The organism is Streptomyces sp. NPDC002754, from assembly GCF_053592315.1.
Window position 1 is genome coordinate 122,973 of record NZ_JBSFVM010000014.1, and the last position, 26,084, is coordinate 149,056.

General features: G+C 70.6%; 19 protein-coding genes and 2 tRNA genes. 5 read left to right on the forward strand and 16 right to left on the reverse strand.

Annotated features, from left to right (window positions below; all coding sequences use genetic code 11):
* Positions 1–359 precede the first annotated feature (359 nt).
* From ACWD2L_RS25750 to ACWD2L_RS25770, 5 genes are all read right to left on the reverse strand, one after another.
* Positions 360–433 (reverse strand) — tRNA-Lys (locus ACWD2L_RS25750).
* 54 nt (positions 434–487) lie between these two features.
* Entirely contained in the window at positions 488–2,158 is a 1,671-nt protein-coding gene (locus ACWD2L_RS25755) for an AMP-binding protein (protein ID WP_351343411.1), read from the reverse strand.
* Positions 2,159–2,381: 223 nt separating this feature from the next.
* On the reverse strand, positions 2,382–2,993 hold the full coding sequence (locus ACWD2L_RS25760) for a lytic polysaccharide monooxygenase auxiliary activity family 9 protein (protein ID WP_351343413.1): 612 nt from the start codon (positions 2,991–2,993) through the stop codon (positions 2,382–2,384).
* A 151-nt stretch (positions 2,994–3,144) separates the two neighbouring features.
* Positions 3,145–4,257: an SPFH domain-containing protein gene (locus ACWD2L_RS25765; RefSeq protein ID WP_351343415.1), complete on the reverse strand. Its 1,113-nt coding sequence runs from the start codon at positions 4,255–4,257 to the stop codon at positions 3,145–3,147.
* 98 nt (positions 4,258–4,355) lie between these two features.
* Positions 4,356–5,645, reverse strand: coding sequence for a peptidoglycan-binding protein (locus tag ACWD2L_RS25770; RefSeq protein WP_351343417.1), 1,290 nt, complete (start codon positions 5,643–5,645; stop codon positions 4,356–4,358).
* A gap of 234 nt (positions 5,646–5,879) precedes the next feature.
* On the opposite strand from ACWD2L_RS25770, the gene ACWD2L_RS25775 reads away from it, so the two are divergent.
* The 3 genes from ACWD2L_RS25775 to ACWD2L_RS25785 all read left to right on the forward strand — a co-directional run bounded on the left by ACWD2L_RS25775 (position 5,880) and on the right by ACWD2L_RS25785 (position 10,479).
* Positions 5,880–5,953, forward strand: a tRNA-Lys gene (locus ACWD2L_RS25775).
* 609 nt (positions 5,954–6,562) lie between these two features.
* Positions 6,563–8,545: a glycosyltransferase family 2 protein gene (locus ACWD2L_RS25780; protein ID WP_351345951.1), complete on the forward strand. Its 1,983-nt coding sequence runs from the start codon at positions 6,563–6,565 to the stop codon at positions 8,543–8,545.
* Positions 8,542–10,479 carry a radical copper oxidase GlxA gene (locus tag ACWD2L_RS25785; protein ID WP_351345948.1) on the forward strand — a complete coding sequence of 646 codons (1,938 nt, stop codon included), beginning with the start codon at positions 8,542–8,544 and terminating at the stop codon, positions 10,477–10,479. The genes ACWD2L_RS25780 and ACWD2L_RS25785 overlap by 4 nt, the downstream gene beginning before the upstream one ends.
* 125 nt (positions 10,480–10,604) lie before the next feature.
* Here the strand turns inward: ACWD2L_RS25785 and ACWD2L_RS25790 are convergent, their stop codons facing one another.
* Positions 10,605–11,597: a glycoside hydrolase family 6 protein gene (locus ACWD2L_RS25790; RefSeq protein WP_351345173.1), complete on the reverse strand. Its 993-nt coding sequence runs from the start codon at positions 11,595–11,597 to the stop codon at positions 10,605–10,607.
* 417 nt (positions 11,598–12,014) lie between these two features.
* Here ACWD2L_RS25790 and ACWD2L_RS25795 point away from each other — a divergent pair, with 417 nt between their 5' ends.
* The gene (locus ACWD2L_RS25795) at positions 12,015–12,518 is read left to right on the forward strand and encodes an ANTAR domain-containing protein (protein WP_451191542.1); all 504 of its coding nucleotides are present in this window, start codon (positions 12,015–12,017) and stop codon (positions 12,516–12,518) included.
* A 221-nt stretch (positions 12,519–12,739) separates the two neighbouring features.
* On the opposite strand, the gene ACWD2L_RS25800 is transcribed toward ACWD2L_RS25795, so the two are convergent.
* Together ACWD2L_RS25800 and ACWD2L_RS25805 are read right to left on the reverse strand one after the other, a co-directional pair.
* A complete protein-coding gene (locus tag ACWD2L_RS25800) occupies positions 12,740–13,441 on the reverse strand; it encodes a class F sortase (RefSeq protein WP_351345179.1) in 702 nt (233 codons plus the stop codon).
* Positions 13,442–13,448: 7 nt separating this feature from the next.
* Positions 13,449–14,036, reverse strand: coding sequence for a hypothetical protein (locus tag ACWD2L_RS25805; protein WP_351345182.1), 588 nt, complete (start codon positions 14,034–14,036; stop codon positions 13,449–13,451).
* Between the two features lie 135 nt (positions 14,037–14,171).
* On the opposite strand from ACWD2L_RS25805, the gene ACWD2L_RS25810 reads away from it, so the two are divergent.
* On the forward strand, positions 14,172–14,951 hold the full coding sequence (locus tag ACWD2L_RS25810; RefSeq protein WP_351345184.1) for an HAD-IIA family hydrolase: 780 nt from the start codon (positions 14,172–14,174) through the stop codon (positions 14,949–14,951).
* Between the two features lie 10 nt (positions 14,952–14,961).
* Here ACWD2L_RS25810 and ACWD2L_RS25815 read toward each other — a convergent pair whose 3' ends face one another.
* The 8 genes from ACWD2L_RS25815 to scy all read right to left on the reverse strand — a co-directional run bounded on the left by ACWD2L_RS25815 (position 14,962) and on the right by scy (position 25,995).
* Positions 14,962–16,026: a 2-aminoethylphosphonate ABC transporter substrate-binding protein gene (locus ACWD2L_RS25815; protein ID WP_351345187.1), complete on the reverse strand. Its 1,065-nt coding sequence runs from the start codon at positions 16,024–16,026 to the stop codon at positions 14,962–14,964.
* 57 nt (positions 16,027–16,083) lie between these two features.
* Positions 16,084–16,881 carry an ABC transporter permease gene (locus tag ACWD2L_RS25820; protein ID WP_351345190.1) on the reverse strand — a complete coding sequence of 266 codons (798 nt, stop codon included), beginning with the start codon at positions 16,879–16,881 and terminating at the stop codon, positions 16,084–16,086.
* Positions 16,868–17,779 (reverse strand): 2-aminoethylphosphonate ABC transporter permease subunit, encoded by a 912-nt coding sequence (locus ACWD2L_RS25825; RefSeq protein WP_451191547.1) that lies wholly within the window; start codon positions 17,777–17,779, stop codon positions 16,868–16,870. The genes ACWD2L_RS25820 and ACWD2L_RS25825 overlap by 14 nt, the downstream gene beginning before the upstream one ends.
* Entirely contained in the window at positions 17,772–18,842 is a 1,071-nt protein-coding gene (locus ACWD2L_RS25830) for an ABC transporter ATP-binding protein (RefSeq protein WP_351345193.1), read from the reverse strand. The genes ACWD2L_RS25825 and ACWD2L_RS25830 overlap by 8 nt, the downstream gene beginning before the upstream one ends.
* Positions 18,843–18,977: 135 nt before the next feature.
* Positions 18,978–19,745 (reverse strand): GntR family transcriptional regulator, encoded by a 768-nt coding sequence (locus ACWD2L_RS25835; protein WP_351345196.1) that lies wholly within the window; start codon positions 19,743–19,745, stop codon positions 18,978–18,980.
* Positions 19,746–19,802: 57 nt separating this feature from the next.
* A complete protein-coding gene (locus ACWD2L_RS25840; RefSeq protein ID WP_351345199.1) occupies positions 19,803–20,522 on the reverse strand; it encodes a hypothetical protein in 720 nt (239 codons plus the stop codon).
* 334 nt (positions 20,523–20,856) lie between these two features.
* Positions 20,857–21,792, reverse strand: coding sequence for a coiled-coil domain-containing protein (locus ACWD2L_RS25845; protein ID WP_351343151.1), 936 nt, complete (start codon positions 21,790–21,792; stop codon positions 20,857–20,859).
* Between the two features lie 192 nt (positions 21,793–21,984).
* Positions 21,985–25,995 (reverse strand): polarized growth protein Scy, encoded by a 4,011-nt coding sequence (gene scy, locus ACWD2L_RS25850; RefSeq protein ID WP_351343152.1) that lies wholly within the window; start codon positions 25,993–25,995, stop codon positions 21,985–21,987.
* Positions 25,996–26,084 lie beyond the last annotated feature (89 nt).

The window sequence follows — 26,084 nt, forward strand, 5'->3', positions numbered from 1 at the left end:
GGTGACCCCGAGCGCACGGCAAAGGCCCCCCGCGCTTGCGGAGGGCCTTCGTCTTCAAGTGCGCCATCAGGGACTCGAACCCCGGACACGCGGATGCTGTACTCCCCGGCGGATAACCCCCGGACCCCCAGCCGCGCCCGTCGGCGCCGGGGTGACCCCGAGCGCACGGCAAAGGCCCCCCGCGCTTGCGGAGGGCCTTCGTCTTCAAGTGCGCCATCAGGGACTCGAACCCCGGACACGCGGATGCTGTACTCCCCGGGGGATAACCCCCGGACCCCCAGCCGCGCCTGCCGGCGCCGGGGTGACCCCGAGCGCACGGCAAAGGCCCCCCGCGCTTGCGGAGGGCCTTCGTCTTCAAGTGCGCCATCAGGGACTCGAACCCCGGACACGCGGATTAAGAGTCCGCTGCTCTAACCAACTGAGCTAATGGCGCCGGTTGACGAGGTAAATACTACCCGGCCCCTGGGGGTGCTTTTGACCACCGGTGTCACGGGGGCGTGAGGAGATTCGCGCGGCCGCGTTCCCGGTACTGCGCCGTCAGGCCCACGTGGTCGTCGGTGGTCAGGCGGCGGTAGCCGGGGGCGCCCGGCGGGTGCCACCACAGGTCGCCGCCGCCCCAGAAGCCCTCGCGGCGCAGCTCCCCCCGCCGCACCTTGTTCGTCGCGGTGACCGGCATCCGCTCCACCACCCGGACGAACCGGGGCGCCATCTTCGTACCGAGGTCGGGCTGGGAGCGGAGGAAGGCGTCGAGGCGGGCCGGGTCGAAGGCGCGGCCCTCGCGGAGCGCGACCGTCGCCATCACCTGGTCACCCGCCACCGGATCCGGCACCCCGTAGACCGCGACGGCCGCCGCGTCCGGCCAGCGGGCGAGGATGTTCTCGATCATGGCGGGGGCGAGGTTCTCGCTGTCGACGCGGATCTTGTCGTCGCCGCGCCCCGCGAAGTAGAGGAACCCGTCGCCGTCCCGGTAGAAGTGGTCGCCGGTCCAGAACCAGCCGTGTTCGCGGACCCGCTCCGCGTACGCGGCGTCGTTGCGCCAGTAGCCCTCGAAGGGGGAACGGCCCCGGTTCACCAGCTCCCCTATGGCCTCCGCGCCATTGAGGAGGCGCCCGCCCTCGTCGAAGCGCGCCGGCGGGCACTCCGCCTTCGTCTCGGGGTCGAGCACCGCGAGATCGCTGCCGGGGGCCGCCAGGCCGATCGCCCCCGCCGGGGTGCCGGACGTGCGCTGCACCGCGGCGCCGCCCTCCGAGGACCCGTACCCCTCGACGAGCCGCACCCCGAACCGTTCCTCGAACCGCGCCGCGTCCACGGCCCCGGCCTCCGTACCGAACCCCACCCGGAGGGGGTTGTCGCGGTCGTCCGGCCGTTCCTCGGTGGCCAGGATGTACTGGACGGCCCGGCCCACGTAGGTGAAGTACGTGGCACCGAACCGACGTACGTCGCCCAGGAATTGGGACGCCGAGAAGCGACGGCGGAGCGCGACCCCCGCCCCCGCCACGACGGCCGGCGCCCAGTCCGCGATGACCGCGTTGCCGTGGAAGAGGGGCATGCAGATGTAGTGCACGTCGTCGGCACCGACTCCGAAGTTGGCGACCAGGGACTGTCCGGCCGCCGCAAGCCGACCCTGCGTGCACAGCGCCGCCTTCGGGGCCCCGGTCGACCCGGACGTGAAGTAGAGCAGCATGCGGGTGTCGGGACCGACCCGACCGTCGGACTCCGGCTTCGCCCCTTCGTACGGCGCGAGCAGCTCCTCGTAGGCGCCGGTGTCGGTCACGAGGATCCGGACGCCCGGCAGGTCGAGCCCGTCGAGCAGCGGGAGGTGGGCCCGCTCGGTGACCAGGACCCGGCACTCCGTGTGCGTGATGTCGCGGGCGAGTTCGGCGCCGCGTCGGGTCGGGTTGAGGCCGGCGACGGCGGCGCCGGAGAGCGCGGCGGCGCCCAACCACTGCGGAAATTCCGGGGTGTTGTCGAGAAGCAGCCCGATATGGGGGTCCGCCGCCCGCGGCAGCAGCTCACCGAGAAGCGCCGCGCGGGCCGCCGCGCCGGCCGCGACCTGGTGGTGACTGAACACCTGGTCCTCGTACGCGAGCCCGGGCCTGTGGTCGCCCCAGCGCCCCTGGATGAGTTCCGAGAAGGTCTGCCTCGTCATGGTTCCCATGACGGAGAACGGTAATTGACACACCGTCAGATGTAGAGGGCCCTGCGAAGGGCTTGGCATTTCAAGCCCATGAGCGGCGAGTGAGGAAATCAAGCCCCTGCGGCGATTGAGTAGGCCTTTCAAGCCCCGCCGGCGTTTGAGGCGCGGGGTCCGGGGCGGAGCCCGGAGGCGTGTGGCCCGGAGGCCCCGGCGCACCGTGGGGCGGCACACCGGGGCCACCCACTCAGAACGTCACGTCCGAGCACGCGTAGAACGCATTCGCCGTGTCCGCAACGTTCCACACCGCGAGAATCACATGATGCCCCGACTTCCCGGAGGGCAACGTGCCGGAGTGCGACAACGTCGCCGGCGGCTGCCCACTAAACGGAACCGTGAGGAACGGCGCCGTCTGAAGCGCCGACCGGGTCAGTGGCTGCGACTGGTCCCAGCCGTCCTTGGTGATGTAGTAGCGGAAGTCCGTGGTGGAGTGCCGCGCGGTGAACTGCCAGCGGAACGTCTGACTCTGACCGCCCGTCACCTTCGTGGTCGGCCAGGCATTCCCGTTCGGCTGCTTGGCGGCGTCGAGCGCGCTGAAGTTGCCGTGCCCTGCCGAACAGAGCTTGCCATCGGCGGGCCCCGCCGCCGGGAAGCCCTTGGCCCCCTCGACGCTCTGCGGCTCCCACTGGATGTCGCCGCAGCCGCTGACGCCACCGTTGGCGCACAACTTCTGTCTACTGACGGGCAGGTCGGTGTACCCGTGACCACTGGCCCCGCCCGCGGAGAGCGCGAACGCTCCCGCGGTCGTCAGGCCGAGCAGGGCCGTGTACGCCTTCGTACGCCTTGAGGTCTTTCGCATGCTGCCGCTCCTGGGGGTGTTGGGGGTGCCGGAAGCCGTACGCACAGCGATTGTCCAGGTCTAGACCAACGCACAATCTAGGACCGCCAGTTGGGCATGTCCAGACCAATCGCAATTCCCGGCACGAGCGCCTCCGCTCACCCCCAGCGGCTCACTCCCCGCGGCCCGTGTAGAACGCCACCGTCAGGTCCTTCACGAGCAACTTGCGCTCGTAGTCGTCGAGATCGACGAGCCCGCGCGCTGTCAGCCGGGTCACCGTGTCCTCCACCGAGTCCACGACGGAGGTGAGGACCGTGTCGCGGCGGCGCGCGTCGAGGGTCGCGATCCGGCGGCGCCGCATCGCCGCGGCCACCTCCGGCTCGTACTCGATCCGTGTGGGCTGCGCCGAGAACACCTCGATGCCGACCGGCGCCGCGTCCTCGGCGAGGCGCCGGGTGAGCAGATCGCCGAGTGCCTCGGCGTTGCGCAGCACGGGCGCGTCCCGGTCGCCGACCACGGCGGGCAGCCGGGACAGCACGCGCGCGAGGCCCGTCTCCACGCACTCGCGCAGATACGTCTCGTGGTCCTCGGTCCCGAGCGCCGCCCGCGCCGTGTCCTTGATCCGCCAGGCGACGAGCACGACGACGCGCAGCGCCTCGCCATTGGTGTCGACCGCCGGCATCGGCTCGCTGCGCCAGTGCCGAAGGCGCAGGTCGACCCGGCGGCGCGCGAGCAGCGGGTTCAGCCACAGCAGCCCCGCCCTGCGCACGCTCCCGCGGTAGCGGCCGAAGCGCGTGAGCACCCAGGCCCCGCCGGTGCGCCCGCGTGCGAGCCCGCCCACGCCGAACAGGGCGAGCGCGCCCGATCCGGCGAGCGCCGCCCACTGCGCGGGCCCGAACCCGGCGCCCATGTACGCGTCGAGGCCCGCGAGATGGTCGGTCATGATCCGGGGCAGCGCGCCCGCCCAGCCGAGCGAGGCCGCGGCCCCGGCCGCGCCCACCGCACCGCCGAACACTCCGAGGGCGCCGGGCAGCGCCCGGCAGGACCGCTCCTCCAGGCCGGGGTCGACGGAGGGTGCGGACCGGCGCGGAGTGCGGGCGGGCGCGGGGCGGTTCGGGGTCTTCGTGGTCGAGCGCTCGACCTGGGCCTTGGTGACCACCGCGGGCCGCAGCGGCACGGCGACCGGGTCCGGGTCGTCGCGGAAGAGGAGGTGGACCGGGATCTCGGTGGTGGACTCATTGCGGATGAGCCGCGCGGCGCGCGTCCCTCCGTCGGTTTCGCTCATGGAACCCTCCGCGTTGCGTTCACGAGCCGTGGCGGGCAGCCCGCCCTCGGTTGTTTCGGAGCCGTGGCGAGCCGGATGCCCTTCGGTTGTTCCGGTCGTCACGAGAACAGCCGCCGCCAGGTCTCGGGGCCGGGGTAGCCGTCCGCCGCCTTGCCGCGCCAGCCCTGGGCCCGCTGGAAGGCCTCGACGTTGCGCCGGTCCGCCTCGCTCCAGCGCGGTCCGGGGCCCTTGGTGTAGAACTTGCCGAATCCTTTCTTCACGAGCTGCTTGCCGAGCCGCGTGACGTCGGAGTTCTCCGCGCCGGGCCGGAACTTCGCCGTGCCGGGGAAGGCGGAGGACCCGGTCTGCCCGGCGCCGCCACTCCCGGTGGCCGGGATGCTCCGCCCCTGCCCGGTCGACAGGTACGACCAGGTCGTGGGCCCCGGGATGCCGTCCGCCGCGGACCCGCGCCAGCCCTGCGCACGCTGGAACGCACGCGTGGCCTGACGGTCGGCGTCGCTCCACTGCGGGCCCGGCCCGACCTTGTAGAACCGCTTGCCGCCCCGCTCGACGAGCATCTTGCCGAGCCGTGTCACGTACGCGTTGTTCTTGCCGGGGCCGAAGTACTTGGCGCCGGGGAACTTCGTCGTCGACGCGCTCGAGCCCGAACTGCCGTCCGTGACCGCCCTGTACCGGTACGCGACGTAGCTGCTCGAGTGGCTCCAGTACGCGTACGGGGTGGCCTGCGCCCGCGTGCCCGGCTTGGTCTGCTCGTACGCCATGTACTGGGTGTGGGACGCGTTCGCCCAGCCGCCGAAGATCGTGACGTGCGAGCCCTTCTCCGGGTCGGCCGGGTTGTGGAAGAGCAGCATGTCGCCGGGTTGCAGCTGCGCCTTGGTGATCCGGGTGCCGTACTGGGCGAGGGAGCCGGTCCACTCGTTGCCCGGCAGCCCCCAGGCCATGGACACGAAGCCCGAACAGTCCTGGCGGTAGCCGTCCTTCCAGTACTTGTTCATGTCGTAGGGGACCTTGGCCGCGACCCACGTCCTGGCGCGGTCGAGGATCGCGGCCCGGGAGGTCTTGCGCAGAGCCTTCGCCTGGGCCATCGACACGGATCCGGCGGTCGGGGCGGGCGCCCCGTGCAGCGGTCCGGCGCGGCCCTGCGGTGTCGTGCCGGCCTCGTCACCCGGGGCCGGGGTCAGCGGCCTGGCCTCGTGGTGTTCGGCCGCGGCCGCCGGGGTGGTCTGGAGACCACCGATGACGGTGCCCGCGGCGGCGGCGAGGACCAGGGCGTGCCGGGCTCCCACCTTGGTCCGCACCGGGTACGGCACCGCGCGCCGCCACGCCTCGCAGCCTGCGCAGTCACAGTCCTCGGCCGGGTCGATGTCCTCGAAGACCGGGGCGCCCATCGGCTCCGCCGTGTCCCCGTGCTGCATCCGCTCCATGCGATTCCCCTCACACTCCGGTGCCGGACTTTGGAATAACGAGCCTCGATTCCGCACGCTGGAAGCGTCTCAACTGTCCGGGTAAATCGCATGTTGACGGTCCGAATGATTGAAATCATCAGATTTCACCCTTCCTCCCGGCGCGTCGAGTGGTCAAAGGCACCCCAGAGGGTCGGGTAAAGTTGTGCGGGTCATCCGGCGCCATTAGCTCAGTTGGTTAGAGCAGCGGACTCTTAATCCGCGTGTCCGGGGTTCGAGTCCCTGATGGCGCACCTGACGACGAAGGCCTCTCGCTACCGCGGGGGGCCTTCGTCATGTCCGCCGTCGTTGCGGCCGCGGGGCTCCGCCCCGGACCCCGCTGCTCAAGCGCCGCAGGGGCTTGATTTGCCCACTCCCCGCTCATGGGCTCAAAAGATCTGCTCAATCGCCGCAGGGGCTTGATGGATCAAGCCCCGCCGGCGATTGAGGCGCGGGGTCCGGGGCGGAGCCCCGTGGCCGCAACACCGGGGTGGCGCAACCCCGTATCAAGACCGGTAAACAGCACGTTTCGCTGCGTATCGGCCTTGCGATCATGAACCGGGTCACAGCACTCTGTCATGGAGCCATTGGCTCCCAAGATGCTTACGGTACAAGGCAGTTGAAATGGGCACCGTGTCACACCGGGCCCGAGCCGGTTGCCGAGCGCGCGGGGAGGGGGCCCCGCTCATGAAGCGATGTCGAGGGGGGCATCATGCAACCGGAAGGCCGCCGTACCAGTCTTATGTAAATAGGTAAGGGTGGGACGGTGGCCCGCCAGTGATACGTCCGGGGGCACGGTCAGGGGGCCCGTTCCCGGGCGCAGGACCGACGACCACGCGGTGACGCGTGCGGGGGGATGACTCATGACGTCGACGCCGACAGGCGCCCGGCCAGAGCGGGAATTCGACCCGTCCGAAACGACCCAGCTGCGCGTGCCACCGCACCGCACGGGCGGTTTCCGGCGCATCAGGAAATCGTTGCCGCGCTACGACTACGAGCACTACAGCCGGCTCGCCGGGCCACTGACCCAGCCCGACCCCAACAAGCCGTACAGGGTGCGCTATCGCTCGCTGCTCTCACAGGAGACGCACAGGATCCGGGCCGCGCTGATGCTGGGCGCGGCCCCGCTGCTCTCGCTCGTCCTGCTGTTCTGGCTGCTGCAGCCCGCGCACTGGACCGAACGGGACTACCCCGCCTACGACTTCCTGCCCGCGCTGGACATCGTGATGCTCGTGGCGATCGGGCTCATCGAGTTCTTCCGCTGCATGAACGTGCTGTCGAACGCGCACGCGACGCTGGTCGCCCGCGACCCCATCCCGGTCGTGCCGGAGACCGGCACCCGCGTCGCGTTCCTCACCTCGTTCGTGCCCGGCAAGGAGCCGCTCGAGATGGTGACGAAGACCCTGGAGGCGGCCGTGAAGCTGCGCCACCGGGGCCTGCTGCACGTCTGGCTGCTCGACGAGGGGGACGACACCGCGGTCAAGGAGGTCTGCGAGCGGCTCGGCGTGCAACACTTCTCCCGCAAGGGAGTCGCGAAGTGGAACCAGCCGAAGGGCCCGCACCGCGCCAAGACCAAGCACGGCAACTACAACGCCTGGCTGGACGCGCACGGCGACGAGTACGACTTCTTCGCCTCCGTCGACACCGACCACGTACCGCTGCCCAACTACCTGGAGCGGATGCTCGGCTTCTTCCGCGACCCCGACGTGGGGTTCGTGATCGGCCCTCAGGTCTACGGCAACTACGACAACTTCGTCACCAAGGCCGCCGAGTCCCAGCAGTTCCTCTTCCACGCGCTGATCCAGCGCGCCGGCAACCGCTACGGCTCGCCCATGTTCGTCGGCACGTCCAACGCCGTGCGCATCAGGACGCTCAAGCAGATCGGCGGCCTGTACGACTCCATCACGGAGGACATGGCGACCGGCTTCGAGATCCACCGCCACCGCAACCCCGCCACCGGCAAGAAGTGGCGCTCCGTGTACACGCCGGACGTGCTCGCGGTCGGTGAGGGCCCCAGCGCCTGGACGGACTTCTTCACCCAGCAGATGCGCTGGTCGCGCGGTACCTACGAGACGATCCTCAAGCAGTACTGGAAGGGCTTCTTCACGCTCCCGCCGAGCAAGCTCTTCAACTACACGATGATGATCATCTTCTACCCGATGGCGGCCATGAACTGGATCCTGGCGGCGCTGAGTTGCGCGCTGTTCCTGGGTCTCGGCGCCTCGGGTGTGAACATCGACCCGACGGTCTGGCTGATGCTGTACGGCAACGCATCGGCGCTGCAGATCGGCCTCTACATCTGGAACCGCCGGCACAACGTCTCGCCGCACGAGCCGGAGGGCTCCGGCGGCGTGGCCGGCATGGTGATGTCCGCGCTGTCGGCGCCGCTGTACGCGAAGGCGCTCTTCGACGCCGTGCTGCGCCGCAAGAGCAAGTTCGTGGTGACCCCCAAGGGCGATTCGGCGAGCCCCGACCGCTGGTTCGGGACCTTCCGCTACCACTGGTACTTCATCCTGATCTTCGGCGGCTCGATCGGCGCGGGCTTCTACTTCGGCCACTCCCACCCGGCGATGATCACCTGGGCCTGCTTCGCCCTGCTGATCACCGCGGCCCCGATGTTCGCGTGGCGCCACATGCTCCGCCAGGAGAAGAAGAAGCCGAAGCCGCCCGCCCGGGCCCCGCAGCCGGAGCGCCCCGAGCAGCCGGAGCGGGCGGCGCCCGCGCGGGCGCACACCGCGCCCCAGCAGAAGCCGAGTTGGGCCGCCCAGCCGCACGACGCCGGTACGCGGGTGGACTGGGGCAATGATCAGACCAAGCAGATATCCCTGGGGGGACACAACAAGTGAAAGACGGTGCGAGCCGCCGCCGTGCCCGGCGCATAGTCATCGGCACGGTGGTGGTCCTGGCGCTGGCCGGGATGAACGGACCCTGGCTGTACCGCTTCGGATCGGCCAAGTATCACGAGTACAAGATCAACAAACCGGAGTACAAGGCCGAGAACGGGCACTGGGACGTCATCGACTTCCCCAAGGACATGCGCCTGAACACGATTCACGCGGCGCTGTTGCACACCGGGAAGATCCTGCTCGTCGCCGGGTCGGGGAACAATCAGAAGAACTTCGACGCGAAGAAGTTCGACACCCGGATCTACGACCCGGTGAAGAAGACCATCAAGAAGATTCCCACGCCGACCGACCTGTTCTGCACGGGACATACGCAGTTGGCGAACGGGAACCTGCTGATCGCGGGCGGCACCAAGCGCTACGAGAAACTCAAGGGTGACGTCACCAAGGCCGGCGGCCTGATGATCGTGCACAACGAGGACCCGGACGCGCCCAAGACCATCAAGGCGGGCACGGTCTTCACCGGCAAGGAGAACGGCAGGTCGTTCGTCGCCAAGGACAACATCACGGTCGAGCGCGCCAAGAAGGTCTTCGACCCGGCGACCGGCAAATTCCTGCGCAACGAGCCGGGCCTCGGCCGGGTCTACGTGGAGGCGCAGCGGCGCGGCGCCAAGTACGAGACCGGCACCCAGGACAACTACCGGGTGCAGGGCCTGACCGGCCAGGAAGCGCGCAACGTCTACGGCATCGCGCAGAAGCTCGCCCTGGACAAGAAGGACTTCCAGGGGATCAGGGACAGTTACGAGTTCGACCCGGTCGCCGAGAAGTACATCAAGGTCGACCCGATGAACGAGGCGCGCTGGTACCCGACGCTGACCACGCTCTCCGACGGCAAGGTCCTCTCCGTTTCCGGGCTCGACGAGATCGGGCAGCTGGTCCCGGGCAAGAACGAGGTCTACGACCCGAAGACGAAGAAGTGGACGTACCTGAAGGACGTCCGCCAGTTCCCGACGTATCCCGCGCTGTTCCAGATGCAGAACGGGAAGATCTTCTACTCGGGCGCGAACGCGGGTTATGGGCCCGACAACGTCGGCCGCAAGCCCGGCATTTGGGATCTGACGACCAATAAGTTCCAGAAGATACCCGGTCTTTCGGACCCGAACATGCTGGAGACGGCCAACACCGTCGAACTGCCGCCCGCGCAGGACCAGAAGTACATGGTGATCGGCGGCGGTGGCGTCGGCGAGTCCAAGCTCTCCAGCGAGAAGACCCGGCTCGTCGACCTGAAGGACAAGAGCCCGAAGTTCGTGGACGGGCCGAAGCTGGACAAGGGGACCCGGTACCCGCAGGCCTCGATCCTGCCCGACGACTCGGTCCTCGTCTCCGGGGGCTCGGAGGACTACCGCGGGCGCGGTGACACCAACATCCTCGAGGCCCGGCTCTACGACACGAAGAAGAACACGTTCAGGAAGGTCGCCGACCCGAACGTGGGCCGCAACTACCACTCGGGTTCGCTGCTTCTGCCCGACGGGCGCGTGCTGTTCTTCGGCTCGGACTCGCTCTACGCCGACAAGGCCAACACCAAGCCGGGGACGTTCGAGCAGCGCATCGAGATGTACACGCCGCCGTATCTGTACCGGGACTCGCGGCCGTCCCTTGAGGGCGGTCAGAAGACGATCCGGCGTGGTGGCTCGGCGACGTACAAGACGGAGCACGCGTCGTCCATCAAGACGGCGCGGCTGATTCGGCCGAGTGCGTCGACGCATGTGACGGATGTGGACCAGACGTCGATCGCGCTCGACCTCAAGAAGTCGGCGGACTCGGTGACGGTGTCCCTGCCGGGGAGTCGGTCGCTGGTGGAGTCGGGGTGGTACATGCTGTTCGTCACGGACGACGAGGGCACCCCCAGCAAGGCGCAATGGGTCCGGGTGCCGTAGCCGTTTAAGCCCCTGCGGCGATTGAGCAGGCGGCTCCCGGGCCGAACCCCCCGGGCTCCGCCCCGGACCCCGCTGCTCAATCGCCACAGGGGCTTGATATTGCCGAACCGGGCGTCAGGGAGCCGTCAGTTGGCTCCCGCCAGCTTCTCCGCGTAGGCGCTCCACCACTCCCCCGCCTTCGGACCCCCCTTGCACGTGCCGTCCGACTCTCCCGGGCGTTTGATCCACAGGTAGGCCTTCACCTGAGGGTCACCGGTCTTGGTGGTGGGCTCCTCGCCGAGTGCCCGCCCGGGCGGATTGCACCAGCGCTCGTCCGCCGCGCCCCCCGTGTACGGCCCGTTGCCATTGCGGCTCGTGTCGACGACGAACGGCTTGTTGCCGATCTTCGCCGAGAGCTCCTTGCCGTACTTGACCGAGTCCTCGGTGGTGTAGAAGTTCGACACGTTGACCGAGAAGCCGTCGGTCTGGTCGACGCCCGACCACTTCAGCGGCTCGTAGATCTGGTCGGGCTTGCCCCAGCCCGCGTTGCCCGCGTCGAGGTAGACCTTCGTGTCCTTCAGCGACTTGAACTTGGCGATGGCGCCCTTGAGCAGGTCGTAGCGCTCCTCGTGGAACTGCTCCGGTGTGCAGTTGTCCACCATGTGCTGCACCGCGTCCGGCTCCAGGATCACCGTCGCGGGGCGGTCCCCGATGCCCTCGGCGACCTGGTCGATGAACTCCCGGTACGCGTTCCCGTCCGCCGCGCCGCCGCCCGAGTACTGGCCGCAGTCGCGGTGCGGGATGTTGTAGACGACCAGCAGCGCGTCCCTGTTCGCCTTCTGCGCGGCCTCGGTGAAGCCGCGCGCCTGGTCCCTCGCGTTCTCCGGCAACAGCCATTCACCGCTGGGCTGTTCGGCGATCTTGCGGACCTTCGCGGCCTCGTCGTCCTTGCCGTCCTTCGCCAACTCCGCCACGGCCTTCGCGGCCTTGCTGTCGGGGTTGACCCAGAACGGGTCCGCGCCCTTGGGCTGCTGCTTCACAGGATCCGTCGACCCGTCCCCCTCGTTCTTGTCCCCGCCGCCGGAGGAACAGGCGGACATGAGCAGCGCCGCCCCCACGACGACCGCTCCAGCCCTCATTTTCCGGTACATCCACTCCCCCTTGGGTGCACTGCCTGGCTCTCAATCCTGGCATACACCCCTGTCGCGCCACGAGCGCGTGCGCCGCTTGTCAAGGACCTGTTACAGCGGGCAGGGCTCGGGTAGGCGGCGACCAGGAACACTCCGATACGCGGAGTGGAAAGGGGCGCACCTTGTCCGATGAGACGAGTGAACTGCGCCTGGCAGTTGCCCTGCTGGAGTATGCGGAGATCTTCCGTGACGCTTTCGACCCGCCGCGCTATCTGCGACGGCTGACCGAACACTGCGTGGACCTGCTCGGCGCCCTGGGCGCGGCCGTGCTCCTCGCCAGCCCGTACTGCCCCACCCCGGCCGGCCACCGAGGCCAGTATCCCGACACAGTCGGGGGGGGGGAGTTTGGTGGCCGCGGACAGTCCCGTGAGCCCGGCGCACGACACCCTGCGCACCGGCCTGGCCGTGGCCCCCGTGAACCTGAACTCCGCGCACTCCGTGGCACGTTGGCCCGCGTTCACCGCCATCGCCCGCCGCGGCGGGATCGCCTCCGCCTACGCGGTTCCGCTGCGCGAGGCCGACGATCTGGTGGGGGCGCTCACCGTCTTCCAGACCGAACCAGCCGCACACAAAGGTGAGTTCGCGATCGCCCAGGTGCTCGCCGACGCCGCCACCACCGGGCTGCACAATCACCGTGTGCACGCCCGGTACCAGGATCTGACCGAGCAGTTGGGCGTGGCGCTCGCCAGCCGGGTGCGGATCGAGCAGGCGAAGGGCATGCTCGCCGAGCGCTGGGCGACCGCTCCGGATACCGCGTTCACGGCACTGAGACGGTACGCCCGCTCGAACCGGCTGCCGCTCGACCAGGTCGCGCGCGCCGTGATCCGCCGCACGCTGCCCGACGAACAGGTCAGGCCCGAACCGACGTGAACCCTCGACCGCACCCTGTGCCGATCCACCCAATCGCTCTAAAGTCGTGATGAGCGGCCCCAGTCCTCGGCCGGTCCGATCCAACCAACGGACCACCAATACCTCCCGTGCCTGGGCCGGGCCCTCCCGCAGCCCGCCGCCCGCGCGGTAGAGGACCGGTCCGGCCGGCGGCTCCGGGGGGAGCGGCTACCGGCCGGACCAGGTGGGGCGGCGCTCGGCACTCAACTCGCCTTCTGGGACGCGCTGTCCACGTCCGACCGGGACACGTTCGACCGGGACACGTCCGACAGGTACGCGGACACGATGACGTTCGCGGAGTACGTGCCCGAGGCCTTGTCGAAGCTGCCGCCGCAGGTGATCAGGCGGAGTTCCGCACGCTCGGCCTCGTGCGACCCGTACGCCTCGGCCGGGTCGAAGTTCTCGCGGGAGAGCACCCGGACGTCGTCGACGGTGAACTCGGCGACGGAGCCGTCGGCCCGCGTCACGCGCACCGTGTCGCCGGGCTCGGCCTCGCTGAGGTGGTAGAAGACGGCGGGCCTGCTCTCGGTGTCGACGTGCCCGACGAACAGCGAGGTGCCCCGCTCCCCCGGCTTCACGCCGTCTCCGTACCAGCCGACGACGCCGGCCCGCGCGTACGACGGCGGGTCGATGCCGCCGCTCCCGTCCAGGCCTCGGGCCACGACGGGCGCCTGGACGCGCAGCGCCGGGATGTCGACGCGGCGTGGCTGCGCGCCCTCGTCCGGCTGGTGGGCGGCCGGCAGGTCGACGTCCGACGGCCGGCCGACGGCGGCCGCGTCCCCGGTCGTCGGCGAGGACAGGTTGAGGTCGGTGGCGCCGTGGCCCCACAGCCACAGGCCGAGCAGCAGCACCACCCAGGCGACCCCTGTGAGGAGCCGCCCGGCGCCTTGCGACCGGTCACTCATGGCGGGTTCAGCGCCTCGTCGGCGAACCGGGTGACCTGCGGCGGCGCACGCTGCGGACGGCCACGGCGACGGCGGCGACCGCGGCGAGGCCGAGCCCGATGAGGGCGTGCCGGGTGCCGGGGCCCTCGCTGGGCGCTGCCGTGGAGGGCCGGTGGACGGCGAGGGCCTGCCGTTCGGCGGTGCCGCCGCCGCCCGCGTGCACGGGGGCGGTCGGGGACGGTGTGGGCGAGGCGTCGGCGGCGGATCCGTCGAGGACGCGGAGGGTGCCGGTGACCTTGCCCTCGACGCCGTCGCAGGTCACCGAGACCGAGTAGGCATCGGGCCCGGCGGAGGACTTCACGCGGGCCTCCGCGAACAGGGTGGGGTCGTCGGCGGAGGGCGCGAGCCGGGCCGGTGACACGAAGGCCGCGGAACTGGCGCTGCCCGTGGTGCCCTCGCAGCCGGTCACCCGCAGGTCGACCTCGGTGCCCGCGGGCGCGTCCCGTGGTGTGACGGTGATCGTTCCACCGCCTTCGGCGGCCTGGGCCGCGGTGGCCGGTGCGGTCACCAGGACGACCGCCCCCGCGATACCGACAGCAAGCAGTCCTGCACGCATCGTGAACCTCCTCCAGTCAGGCTCACGCCTGCGGCCGCGTTCCGCATCCCGGGAGACTCCCGTGGCAGGTCACACCTGGCGGGGCGGGTGCATACGATGGCGGTCAGTCGATCGAGCGCCGAGGAGTCCGCACACATGGCAGAGCCCAAGCCCATCGCATCGTGGCTGACCGACATGGACGGGGTCCTCATGCACGAGGGGGTGCCGATCCCGGGCGCGGACGCGTTCATCAAGAAGCTGCGGGACTCCGGCAAGCCGTTCCTCGTCCTGACGAACAATTCCATGTACACGGCCCGTGACCTGCACGCCCGTCTGAACCGGATCGGCCTGGAAGTCCCGATCGAGAACATCTGGACGTCCGCGCTCGCCACCGCCCGGTTCGTCGACAGCCAGCGGCCGAACGGCACGGCGTATGTGATCGGCGAGGCGGGTCTGACGACGGCGCTGCACGAGGTCGGCTACATCCTCAGCGACTCGGACCCCGACTTCGTGATCCTCGGGGAGACCCGTACGTATTCGTTCGAGGCGCTCACCAAGGCGATCCGGCTGATCAACGGCGGGGCCCGGTTCATCGCCACCAACCCCGACAACACCGGCCCCTCCACGGAGGGTGTGCTGCCGGCGACGGGTTCGGTGGCGGCGCTGATCACCAAGGCGACCGGCAAGGACCCGTACTTCGTCGGGAAGCCGAATCCGCTGATGATGCGGACAGGGCTCAACGCGATCGGGGCGCACTCGGAGTCCAGCGCCATGATCGGCGACCGGATGGACACGGACGTGCTGGCGGGCCTGGAGGCCGGGATGACGACGTATCTCGTCCTGACCGGGCTCACCGCCAAGTCGGACATCGACCGCTTCCCGTTCCGGCCGACCAAGGTGGTCGACTCGATCGCGGACCTCGTCGACCTGGTCTGACACCGGCCTCTCAGCTGCCGGTCGCCGTCTTCCAGTCGTCCACGTACGTCTGGAGGTTCTTGGCGATGTCGTTCCAGTCCGGCTCGAAGATCTGCACGCCGTCCATGATCTTGGCGAGTTCGACGGCGTTGGCGTCGGTGGCCTTCACGTCGGCGCGCGGCGAGAAGCCGCCGCCGACGGAGCTGACCTGCTTCTGCTGCTCCGCGTCGAGCATGAAGTCCAGGAACTTCTTGCCGTTGGCGGTGTGCGGGGCGTTCTTCACGAGGCCGCCCGCGTACGGCAGAGCAAAGGAAGTCGGCTTCCCCGAGCCCTTCTTCGGGAACCAGATGCCGAGGTTCGGCATGTCCTTGGACTGGGCGTAGTTCATCTGCACGTCCCCGTTGGCGGCGAGGAGTTCGCCCTTGTCGACCTTGGGCGCGAGCTTGCCGGTGGAGGCGGACGGGCCGACGTTGTTGGCCTGGAGCCTCTTCAGGTAGGCCATGGCCTGTTCCTTGCCGCCGAAGTCGTGCATGGCCTTGACCAGCAGGGCGGTGCCGTCGCCCGCGATGCCGGGCGTGGAGTACTGGAGCTTGTTCTTGTACTTCGCGTCGAGGAGCTGCTCCCACGTGGTGGGCGCCTGCTGCTTCAGCTCCTTCTTGTTGTAGATGAAGCCGAAGTAGTTGTTCACGACGGACGTCCAGGTGCCATTCGCCGCCTTGTCGGCGCCGTCGACCTGGTCCGAGCCCTTGGGCGCGTACTTCGCCAACAGGCCCTTGCTGTCGGCCTGTTGGATGAACGGCGGGAGCGTCACGAGGACGTCGGCCTGGGTGTTGACCTTCTCGCGGACGGCGCGCTGCACCATCTCGCCGGAGCCGCCCTCCACGTAGTCGACCTTGATGCCGGTCTTCTTGGTGAAGTCCTTGAAGACCTTGTCGTACCAGCCGTCGCCGTTCTCGCCCTTGAGGCCGTCGGCGCTGTAGACGGTGACGGTCTTCTCGTCGGACGCGGCGGAGCTGCCGCCGCAGCCGGTCAGGGTCGCGGCGAGGGCGAGAGCGCCGGTGGCGGCGGCGACGGTGGTGAGCGTGTGCTTGCGCATGGCGTGATGAACTCCGTTGCTACGTATGGGACTTCAGCGAGGTCTACAGCGGGGTCTTCAGCGGTACGAGGCCTTGGTGCGGATCCGCGACATGGCCAGCAGGACGAGCAGCGTGGCGGCCATCAGGACCACCGCGATAGCGGAGCCGGTGAAGAGGGAGCCGCGGTCGGTGGTCGCGTAGATCTGCACCGGGAGCGGCATCCAGTTCGGCGGGTAGAGCATCATCGTGGCGCTCAACTCGCCCATGGACAGGGCGAAGCAGAGGCCCGCGGCGGCGTTCAGGGAGGGCAGAAGCAGTGGCAGCTTCACCTTCCACAGGACGTACGCGGGGCGGGCGCCCAGCGAGGCCGCGGCCTGTTCGTAGGAGGGGTCGAGGCGCTGGAGGGCGGCGGACACCGACTGGTAGGCGAAGGCCGTGACCAGGATCGTGTGGGCGATGATCACGATCCAGCGGGTGCCGTTGAGCAGCATCGGCGGCCGGCTGAACGCGACGAGGACCGCGAGGCCGACGACCACGGACGGCACGGCGACCGGAAGCACGAACAGGGCGTCCAGCACGCGGCGTCCGCGCTTGTTCAGCGTGGCGGCGGCGAGCGCGGCCCAGCCGCCGACGACCAGCGCGAGCACGCTCGCGGTGACGGCCGTGACCAGGCTGGTGGTCAGGGCGGTGAGGGAGTCGCCGCTGGTGGCGGCCTCGTAGCGGCCGCCGGTGAGGCCGGAGGGCAGGGCGCCGGACCAGTTCGTGGCGAAGGACGCGGCGAGGACGACGAGAAGCGGCAGGGCGAACAGCGGCAGGAAGAGGACGAAGAAGAGGCCCCAGGCGCCCCACTTGCCGGCCTTGCTATGTACGAGCACGGCGGCTCACCACCCGGTACAGGCCGTAAAGGCTCACGGAGACAAGGACGTTGACGACCGCGACGACGCATGCGCCCGGGTAGTCGGATTCGAGGATCGCCTTGCTGTAGACGAGGGTCGGCAGCGTCGTGACGCCCTTGGCGCCGGTGAACAGGACGATCCCGAACTCGTTGAGGCACAGGACGAGGACCAGCGAGCCACCGGCGGCGAGCGCCGGCAGTGCCTCCGGCAGGATCACCTGCCGCACGATCCGGGCGGGCCGCGCCCCGAGCGACGCGGCGACCTCCAGCTGTCCCGTGTCGACCTGCGAGAACGCGGCGAGCAGCGGGCGCATCACGAACGGCGTGAAGTAGGTGATCTCGGCGAGCAGCACGCCCCACGGCGTGGCCAGGAACTGGAAGGGGCCGGTTGCGGCGCCTGTGACGTCCGTCCACACCCCGTTGGCCATGCCCACCTGCCCGTACACGAACAGCAGGGCGAGCGTGATCAGGAAGGAGGGGAAGGACAGGAAGACGTCGATGAAGCGGGCGACGGCCTTCGCGCCGGGGAACGGCACGAACGCGACGATCAGCGCGAGCGCGAAGCCGAGGACGAGACAGCCGACCGTGGACCCGACGGCGAGCCACACCGTCGTGCCGAGCGCCTCGCGGAACGCGGACGACGCGAAGACATCGGCGTACGGCTTCAGGGATGTGCCGCCGGTGTCGGGGGTGAGCGACTGCTGGACGACGAGGAAGAGCGGGTAGAGGAAGACGACCGCGAGGGCGGCGACGGGCGGCAGGGCCCAGATCATGCGCGGCAGCCGCCGCTGTGGGCAGGTGTTCCGCACGGCGGAACGGGTGGGCACAGTCCCCGGTGCCGGTTCACGTTCCTTGAGGCCCGGGACGGTACTAGCCATCGGTCACCCCTGCGGAGAGCAGCACCGCATCGTCCGGCGCGAAGTGCAGGGTGACCCGGTCGCCGAGCACGGGCGGGTCACGCAGCTCGCGCAGGTCCGCCTTGACCTGATGGCCGTCGACGTCGACGTGCAGGCGGTGGGTGGAGCCACGCCACTGGACCTCGGAGACCTTGCCCGTAAGGGAGTTGGGGCCTTCGCCGAGGCCGACGAGGTGCGGGCGGACGCACAGCGTGGCGGTGGAGCCGATGGCGGCATCCGGGGTCGGGAGCTTCAGCTCGGCACCTCCCAGCGATACGGAGCCCGAACCCACCGTCACCGGGAGGAGGTTGGCGTTGCCGACGAAGGAGGCGGTGAACTCGGTGCGCGGGCGCCGGTACAGGTCCTGCGGCGTGCCGACGTCCTGGAGGCGGGCCTTGTCCATGACGGCGATGCGGTCGGCGAGGGTGAGCGCCTCGACCTGGTCGTGGGTGACGTACAGGATCGAGACGTCGGGCAACTCGCGGTGCAGCCGCGCGAGTTCGGCGAGCATGCCGGAGCGGAGTGTCGCGTCGAGCGCGGACAGCGGCTCGTCGAGGAGCAGCACGCCGGGCCGGACGGCGAGGGCGCGCGCGATGGCGACGCGCTGCTGCTGGCCGCCGGAGAGTTCGCGCGGGTACCGCTTGGCGTAGGAGGCCATGCCGGTCAGTTCGAGGGCTTCGGCGACGCGGCCGGGTATCTCACCCTTCGGCACCCTCTGGGCCTTCATCCCGAACGCGACGTTGTCCTCGACGCGCAGGTGCGGGAAGAGCGCGTAACTCTGCACGACCATGCCGATGCCGCGCCGGTGCGGCGGCAGGTCGGTGACGTCGCGGCCGCCGAGGAACACCCTCCCGGACGCGGGCCGCACGAACCCGGCGACGGCGCGCAGCGCGGTGGTCTTCCCCGAGCCCGAGGGGCCGAGGAGGGCCATCACCTCGCCGGGCTCGACGGTCAGGTCGAGGGAGTCGAGAACGGTGGTGCCGCCGTACGCGACCGACACCCGGTCGAACCGGATGCCGCTCAGCTTCTGGTCGTTGTCTCTCACGGCGGCCACGCTCCCGGCGGCGGGTGTCCCGCGCGGAGCGGCGCGGCAACGGGACGGTGAACGGGCACCCAAGGTTGGACCAGACCCGTTACCGTTCTGTTATTTCTGGAGGAGGGAGAGGGGAGCCGTGGGTAATTACCAGCTGTCCGAGCCCAGACGCGCGGTGAACGAGAAGCGGTCCCCGCGGTAGAGCGTCCGCACCCGCTCCGTGGCGCGGCGCCCGGTGTCGTACGAGATCCGGTGGATGAGCAGCATCGGCAGCGCGGGCGGCGTGCCGATGAGCAGGGCCTCGCGCGGGGTCGCGAGCACCGTCTCGATGCGCTCGTCGGCCGAGCCGAACTCGATGTCGAGGCGGTCGTGGACGTAGGAGTAGAACGAGGAGTCGGGGTCGAACTCGGCGTCGAGTCGCGGCGCCCGGGCCACGGGCACGTAGGTCGACTCAAGGCCCACGCGCTCGTCGTCGGCGAGCAGTACGCGTTCCATGTGCCAGACGGGTTCGGCCCGTTCGAGGCCGATCTCGGCGGCGAGCGCGGGCGGGCACGGGAAGCGTTCGAGGCCGATGAGGGTGCGACCCGGGCGCCGGCCCTGTCGGCGGACTCCTTCGGTGTACGAGGCGAGGGACAGCGGCTGCGCCAGCTTCGGGCCGGCGACGACGGTGCCCCTGCCGTGCCGCCGCAGCCGCCCTTCGAGCAGCAGCTCGCGCAGGGCCTGCCGCACGGTTTCGCGGGCCACTTCGTAGCGCAGGGCGAGTTCGCGCTCGGCGGGGAGGGCCTCCCCTTCACTCAACTCGCTGAGCAGCGCGGCGATTTGGGCCTTGACGGCGTAGTACTTCGGGATGCGTCCGTGCTCGGGGATGCCGTCGCGCACGGGGGCGCCGGGGGCCTGGTCGTTCGGGTAGTCCACGCGGGGATGGTCGCAGATGCGGGTGAACACCTGTCTTGCGTCCCCTTGGGCCCTGGCTCAGCGTCCGCCGACGCGGAGCCGTCGGGCTCCCACCACGAGGGTCGCGCCGGCGAGGAGGAGGGTGCCGGCCGCGACCCCCAGTCCGAGCAGGGCGCGCGGGCCCGTCCGGGCGAGCTCGCCCGCTTCGTCCGCGAGGGTCGAACCCGGACCCGCGGACTCTTCAATGGCGAACGGATAGTCGTCGGACTCTCCCACCCAGTCGCCGTCGTCGTCCTTGCGCCGGACGAGCGCGGCGTTGGCGACGACGTCGTCGGGGCGGGTGTCGTCGGCGAACGCGAGGCGGACGTCGACGGTGACCGTGTCGCCCGCGCCGACCGAGAACCCGGGGAAGCCGTCGAAGACGCCGATGTTCTCGTCCCGGGCGGTCCGCTCGACGGTCACGGGGCGCCAGCGGCCCGCGTCGCGGAACTCCAGCGCGATGTGCTTCGGCGTCAGTTTCCGGTCCTCGTCGACCAGTACGAGGACGGGGTGGAGGTCGGCGCAGCGGGCGGTGGTGGTGTTGGTGAGGTCGAGCGAGAAGTGCCGGGGGGCGTCGCCGGGGTGGTAGGTGGCGGGGCCCTCGTCGATGCGGGTGTCGATGGGGAAGTCGCCGCGGTTCGCTGCCGCGCAGGCTTGGGTGCCGGTGTCGGCGGTGGCCTCGTTCGGGGGGCCGAGGGCGGTGAGAGCGGAGGTGGTGAGGGTGATGGCGGCGAGGGCGAGCGGGCGGCGCGGTCGCATGAAGGCCCTTCACTGTTCGCGGAGTTGACGACAGTCGTGAGCCGACACCTTTCCATCGCGGTTCGGCGGGGCGTGGGTTGGCCGGTCACGCCGCGCCGCGCGATTCCCTCGATCGGCCCAGCCGCCCGGCCCCCGGCACCGGCGTTACGGCCCCGGGGCTCCGCCCCGGACCCCGCGCCTCAAACGCCGGCGGGGCTGGAAAGATCGCCTCAATCGCCGGCGGGGCTTGAATTATCAAGCCCCGCCGGCGATTGAGGCGATCTTTCAAGCCCCTGCGGCGATTGAGCAGGCCTTTCAAGCCCCGCCGGGGCCGGGGCCGCCGGCGGGGCTTGAATTAGCGGGACTGCTGGGCCGGGACTCCGCGGGAGGCCGGCTCGTCCTCTGCCGGGGCGCCCGCGGCGGCGACCGCCGCACCCGTGAGGGTGGCCAGCATCTCGCGGACATTCGTCAGCTGCGCGTTGATCGAGTCGCGGCGGTTGGTGAGTGCCGCCAGCTCCCGCTCGGACTCGCTGCGGATCCGGTCCGCCTTCGCGTTCGCGTCCGCGACGATGTCCTCGGCCTGACGCTGAGCCGTCTCCACCGTCTGGCGGGCGCGGCGCTCGGCGTCGGTACGCAGCTTCTCGGCCTCGAGGCGGAGCTGCTCGGCGCGGTGCTCGATCTCGGCGAGGCGCTTCTCGGCCTTGGCCTGACGCGAGGCCAGGTCACGCTCCGACTGCTCGCGGCGCTTGGCAAGGTTCGTCTCGAAGTCGGCGGCGGCCTGGGCGGCCTTGGCGCGCGTCTCCTCGAAGAGGGCGTCCGCCTCCTCGCGCTTGGACTGCGCGTCCTTCTGCGCCTCGGAGCGCAGCGCGGTGGCCTCGCCCTTGGCCTTCTCGACGATCCGAACGCCCTCGTCCTCGGCCTTGGACTTGCGCTCGACGGCGAACGACTCCGCGTCGTTGCGCACCTGCTGGGCCGCGGACTCGGCGAGCTCCCGGTGCTGCTCGGCAGCCCTGCGGGCCTCTTCGCGCAGGTCCTTGGCCTCCTCCTCGGCGAGGCGGAGGATCTTCTCGACGCGCGCGCCGAGGCCGGCGTACGACGGCTCCGCGTCGTTCACCTGCGCCTGGGCGTTCTGCGTCTCGAGGTGGAGTTCCTCGATGCGCTTTTCCAGAGCAGTGATACGAGCAAGAGCGCTGTCACGGTCGGAGACGAGCTTGGAGATCCGTTCGTCCACCTGAGCGCGGTCGTACCCACGCCGCACAAGCTCGAAGCCGTAGGGGGAAGTGTCGCTCATGGGGTTCCTGTCGAATGAGACCGGTGAGGTGATAGGGGGAATCCTAGGGGGCGTAGCGGCGTGTCATCGGGCGGATGTCGGATTGGTCAGCCTTCAGCTCTAGAATGTCACCCCTTTTGAGTGGCGTAGGGACGGAGTACTTGCCAGAACAGGACCAAACGTCCTTGGCGAGCACGATAGTTGGCCGAAAGGCTAGCCCTCCGAACTCTTGCCACCCGAACGTGTGGCCCCTGCGGTGGCCCCCGCCTTGACGCCACCCGCGGCGGAGCCGCTATTGGACGCGGTCTTGGCGCCCCCGCCCGTCGGAGCCTCGAAGCTCTCCAACGCCTCCAGTACGTCCTGGACACGGGAGATCTCGGCGTTGATGTCCTCGCGGCGCCTGACCAGCACGTCGAGGTCCCGCTGGCCCTTCTCGGTCATGGCCGTGGCCTCCTCCTCCGCGTCCGCCTTGATCTTTTCCGCCTCGCGGGACAGGTCGGCCTTCTTCTGCTCGGCTTCCTTGAGAAGACCTTCGGCCTTCTTCACGGCCGCGATCCGGACCTTGCCGGCCTCCGAATTCGCGTCGTTCAGCAGCTCCTTGGCCTTCGTCTGCGCCTCGGAGAGCTGCTCCTCCGCGGCCTTGACGAGGGCGTCACAGCGGTCGCCCGCGTTCTTCATGGCCTCCGAGGACTCGCGGCGCGCGCGCTCGTGCAGCTCCTCGATCTCGGTCGTGATCCGGTCCCGCAGCTCCTCGGCGCGCTCCCTGATCTGCGTCGCGTCCCTGCGGGCGCCGACGAGCAACTCGTCCGCGTCCGTACGGGACTTCTCCACGATCGAGTTGCCCTCGACGGTCGACTCCGCGATCAGACGCTCGGCCTCTGTACGGGCCGCGCCGACCATCGTGTCGGCCTGCGACTCCGCGTCGGCGGTCGTCTTCTGCGCCGCCTCCTGCGCCTCGCGGGTCAGCTTGTCGGCCTCGGCCGCGGACTCCGTGATCAGCTTGTCGACCTGCTCCGCGGCCTCCGTACGCCGCTTGTTGGCGTCCTTGCGGGCCTCGTCCAGGGTGTGTTCGGACTCCTCGCGCGCGGCCGCCGTGATGCGGTCCGCCTCGGCCGCGGCGTCCGCCTTGACGCGCTCGGATTCGGTGCGGATCCGCTCGGCGTGCTGCTGCGCGGAGGCGACCGTCTCGGCGGCCTCGGCGCGCAGCCGCTCCGCGTCGCCGGACGCGTCCGAGATCAGCTTCTCGGCATTGGCCACGGACTCGGTCCGTACGCGCTCGGCCTCGGCCCGCGTCTCGTGGGTCAACTGCTCGGCGGCGGCCGTCGATTCGGCGCGCAGCCGCTCGGCCTCGGTGCTCGCGTCACCGACGAGCTTCTCGGCCTTCGCCGTGGACTCGGAGCGGACCCGCTCCGCCTCGGCGTTGGTCTCCGTCGTCAGGCGCTCGGCCTCGGTGGCCGACTCGGTGATCAGCGTGTCGGCCTGCTCGGCCGCGTCCGAGCGGATCCGGTTGGCGTCCTCGCGGGCGTCCGCGCGGGTGCGCGAGGCGTCCTGGTCGGCGGCCGAGCGCAGGTCGGAGGCCTCCGTACGGACCTGCTGGGCGTGCTCTGAGGCGTCCGTGCGCAGCCGCTCCGCCTCCGTGAAGGCCTCCGAAACGGTGCGCTCCGCCATCGCCTTGGCGGCCTCCGCCTCGGTGGTGGCCTCGGAACGGACCCGGTTCGCGTCCTCGGTGGCGCGCTCGCGCTCCGCGTAGGCGTCGGAGCGGACCCGGTCGGCCTCCTCCTGCGCCTCCGTCCGCGTGCGCTCCGCCGCGTGCTCGGCGGCGCTGCGCAGCCCGGTGATCTCCTCCTGGGCCTGCTCGTGCAGACCGGCCACGGAGTCGCGCACCTGCTGCGCCGTCTGCTCGGCGGCCGAGACCATCTCGGTCGCCCGCTGGTCCGCCTCCTCGACCAGACGTACGGCCTCGGCCTGCGCCTCGTCGACACGCGCGCGTGCCACCGCGAGGAGCTCCTCGCTCTGCTCGCGGGCCCGCGAGCGCTCCTGCTCGGCCTCCTCGCGCGCGCTGCCGAGCGTCTCATCGGCCTCGCGGCGGCGCCGGGCCGCCTCCTCCTGGGCGGCGGCCAGCGTCTCGGCGGCCTCGGTGGCGATCCGCTCGGCGGCGGTCCGCGCCTCGGCGCGGGTCCGGTCGGCGGACTCCTGCGCCTCCGTCTTGAGCCGCTCGGCCTCCGCCGCGGCCTCGGACTGCAGTCGTACGGCGGCGTTCTCGGCTTCGGAGCGGGTCGTCGAGGCATCGGACGCGGCCTCGTCGCGAAGGCGCTCGGCCTCCGCCTCGGCCTGCGACTGCACCGTGCGGGCGCGCTCGGCGGCGTCCGCGCGCAGCCGCTCGACCTCCTCGGCGGCCTCGCGGCGCAGCGTCTCGCCCTGCTCCCGCGCCTCGTTCAGCGCCGTCTCCGACGCGGTCAGGCGCTCCTCGGCCTCCGTGTGCAGGCGGGTCAGCTCGTGGGCCGCCTCATCCTGCTTGGCCCGCATCGCCTGCTCGGCCTCGTCCTTGAGCTCCTGCGCCGCGCGCTCCGCCTCGGACCTGGTGGCCTCGGCCTGCTCCTCGGCCTCGGTGCGGTACCGCTCGGTCTCCGCGCGCGTGCGCTCCAGCGTCTCCTCGGCCTGCTTGCGCAGTGACGTGGCCCGCTCGATGGCCTCCGTACGGACGCGCTCGCTCTCCGTCGTCGCGGAGGTCCGCAGCTCGTCGGCGTCGGCCTTCGCCTTGGAGAGCAGCTGCTCTGCGGTGCTGGCCGACTCCTCGATCTGCTGGACGGCCTCGCGGCGGGCCTCGGCCCGGATCCGCTCGCCCTCCTCGACGGCCTCGGCGCGCAGCTGCTCGGCCTCGCCGCGCAGCCGCCGCGCCTCTTCCTGAAGCTCGACGGTCTTGGCGCGGTACTCCTTGGTGTCGTCCTTGGCGGCGCCCTTGAGTTCCGTCGCCAGGTCGTGCGCCTCGGCGCGCAGCCGGTCGGCCTCGGTCTCGGCGTCGGTGCGGAGCCGCTCCGCCTCGTCGGCCGCCGCCTTCGTCGTCGCCTTGGCTTCCTCGGACGCCTTGTTGAGCACGTCCTCCGCGGTGCGCGCGGCCTTCGCGAGCTCGCCGGCGGTCTCCTCGGCGGTGACCGTACGGGCCTTCTCCTTGGCCGCGGCGATCAGCGTCTCGGCCTCGGCCTTCGCGTCGGCGACGACCTGCTCGGCCTCCGACCTGGTGGTCTCCGCGTCCTTGGTGGCCTCCTGCACGAGGCGGGCCACCTGCTCCTTGGCGGTGCGGGTGCGCTGCTCGTTGGCCGCCTCGGCGCTCGCGAGCTGCTTGCCCGCGGCGTCCTTCGCCTCCGCGAGCACCTTGTCGGCCTCGGTGCGGGCCTCGCGCAGCGCGCTGTCCGCCTCGGCGATCTTCTGCTCGGCGGCCCGGCTCAGTTCTCCGGAGCGGCGGCGGACCTGCTCGGACTCCTCGCCCGTCGACGTCCGCAGTTGCTCGGCGTGGTCGGTGGCCTCCTGCGCCTGCGTCGACGCGGCGTTCAGGAGGCGCTCGGCGTCCTGCCGGGCGCGGGCCAGGATCGACTGCGCCTCGGAGCGCGCCTCCTCGGCCTCGGAGGTGAGTCGCTGGCGGGCCTGGTCGGCGACCCGCTCGGCCTCGGTGCGGGCGGCGGCGAGCGCCTGGTCGGCCTCGGCGCGGGACTCGTCGAGGAGGCGGCGGGCCTGCTGCTCGGTGCGGGCGCGCAGTTGCTCGGCCCACTGCACGTTCTCGTTGACGTGCGTCTCGACCGTGCGGCGGCGCTCGGCGAGCTCCTGGTCGAGCTGCTGGCGGCGGTTGACCGCCTCCGTGTGCAGGTCGGACTGGAGCCGGGACTGCTGCTCGGCGTGTTCCTGGAGGATCCGCTGGGTCTGCGCGCGGGCATCGCGCAGCTCGCGCTCGGCGTCGGCGCGCAACTGCTCGGCCTGGATCTGCGCGTTGCGCAGGAGCTGCTCGGCCTGGTAGCCGATGTCCGACCCGTCGTAGGCAGGCCGGGACGCGAGGCTGCGGCGCGCCTCGTGCAACTTGGCGCGCAACACCTCCACCTGGTAGCCGAGGTCCTCGGCGTGCTGGACGGCCTTCTCCCGATCGGTCTTCAGCCGGTCCATCTCGGCTTCGAACCGCGAGAGATGGTCGGTCTCAGCCGGCCGTCGGCCGTCCTGGCTCTCATAGCCCCGCACTGCGCGGTCCCATCCGTCCCCTGGTCGCAAGTTCTTCTTACGAGCCCCGCCCATCCCGCGGACGGAGCCCCCGGGGAATGGTGTCAGAT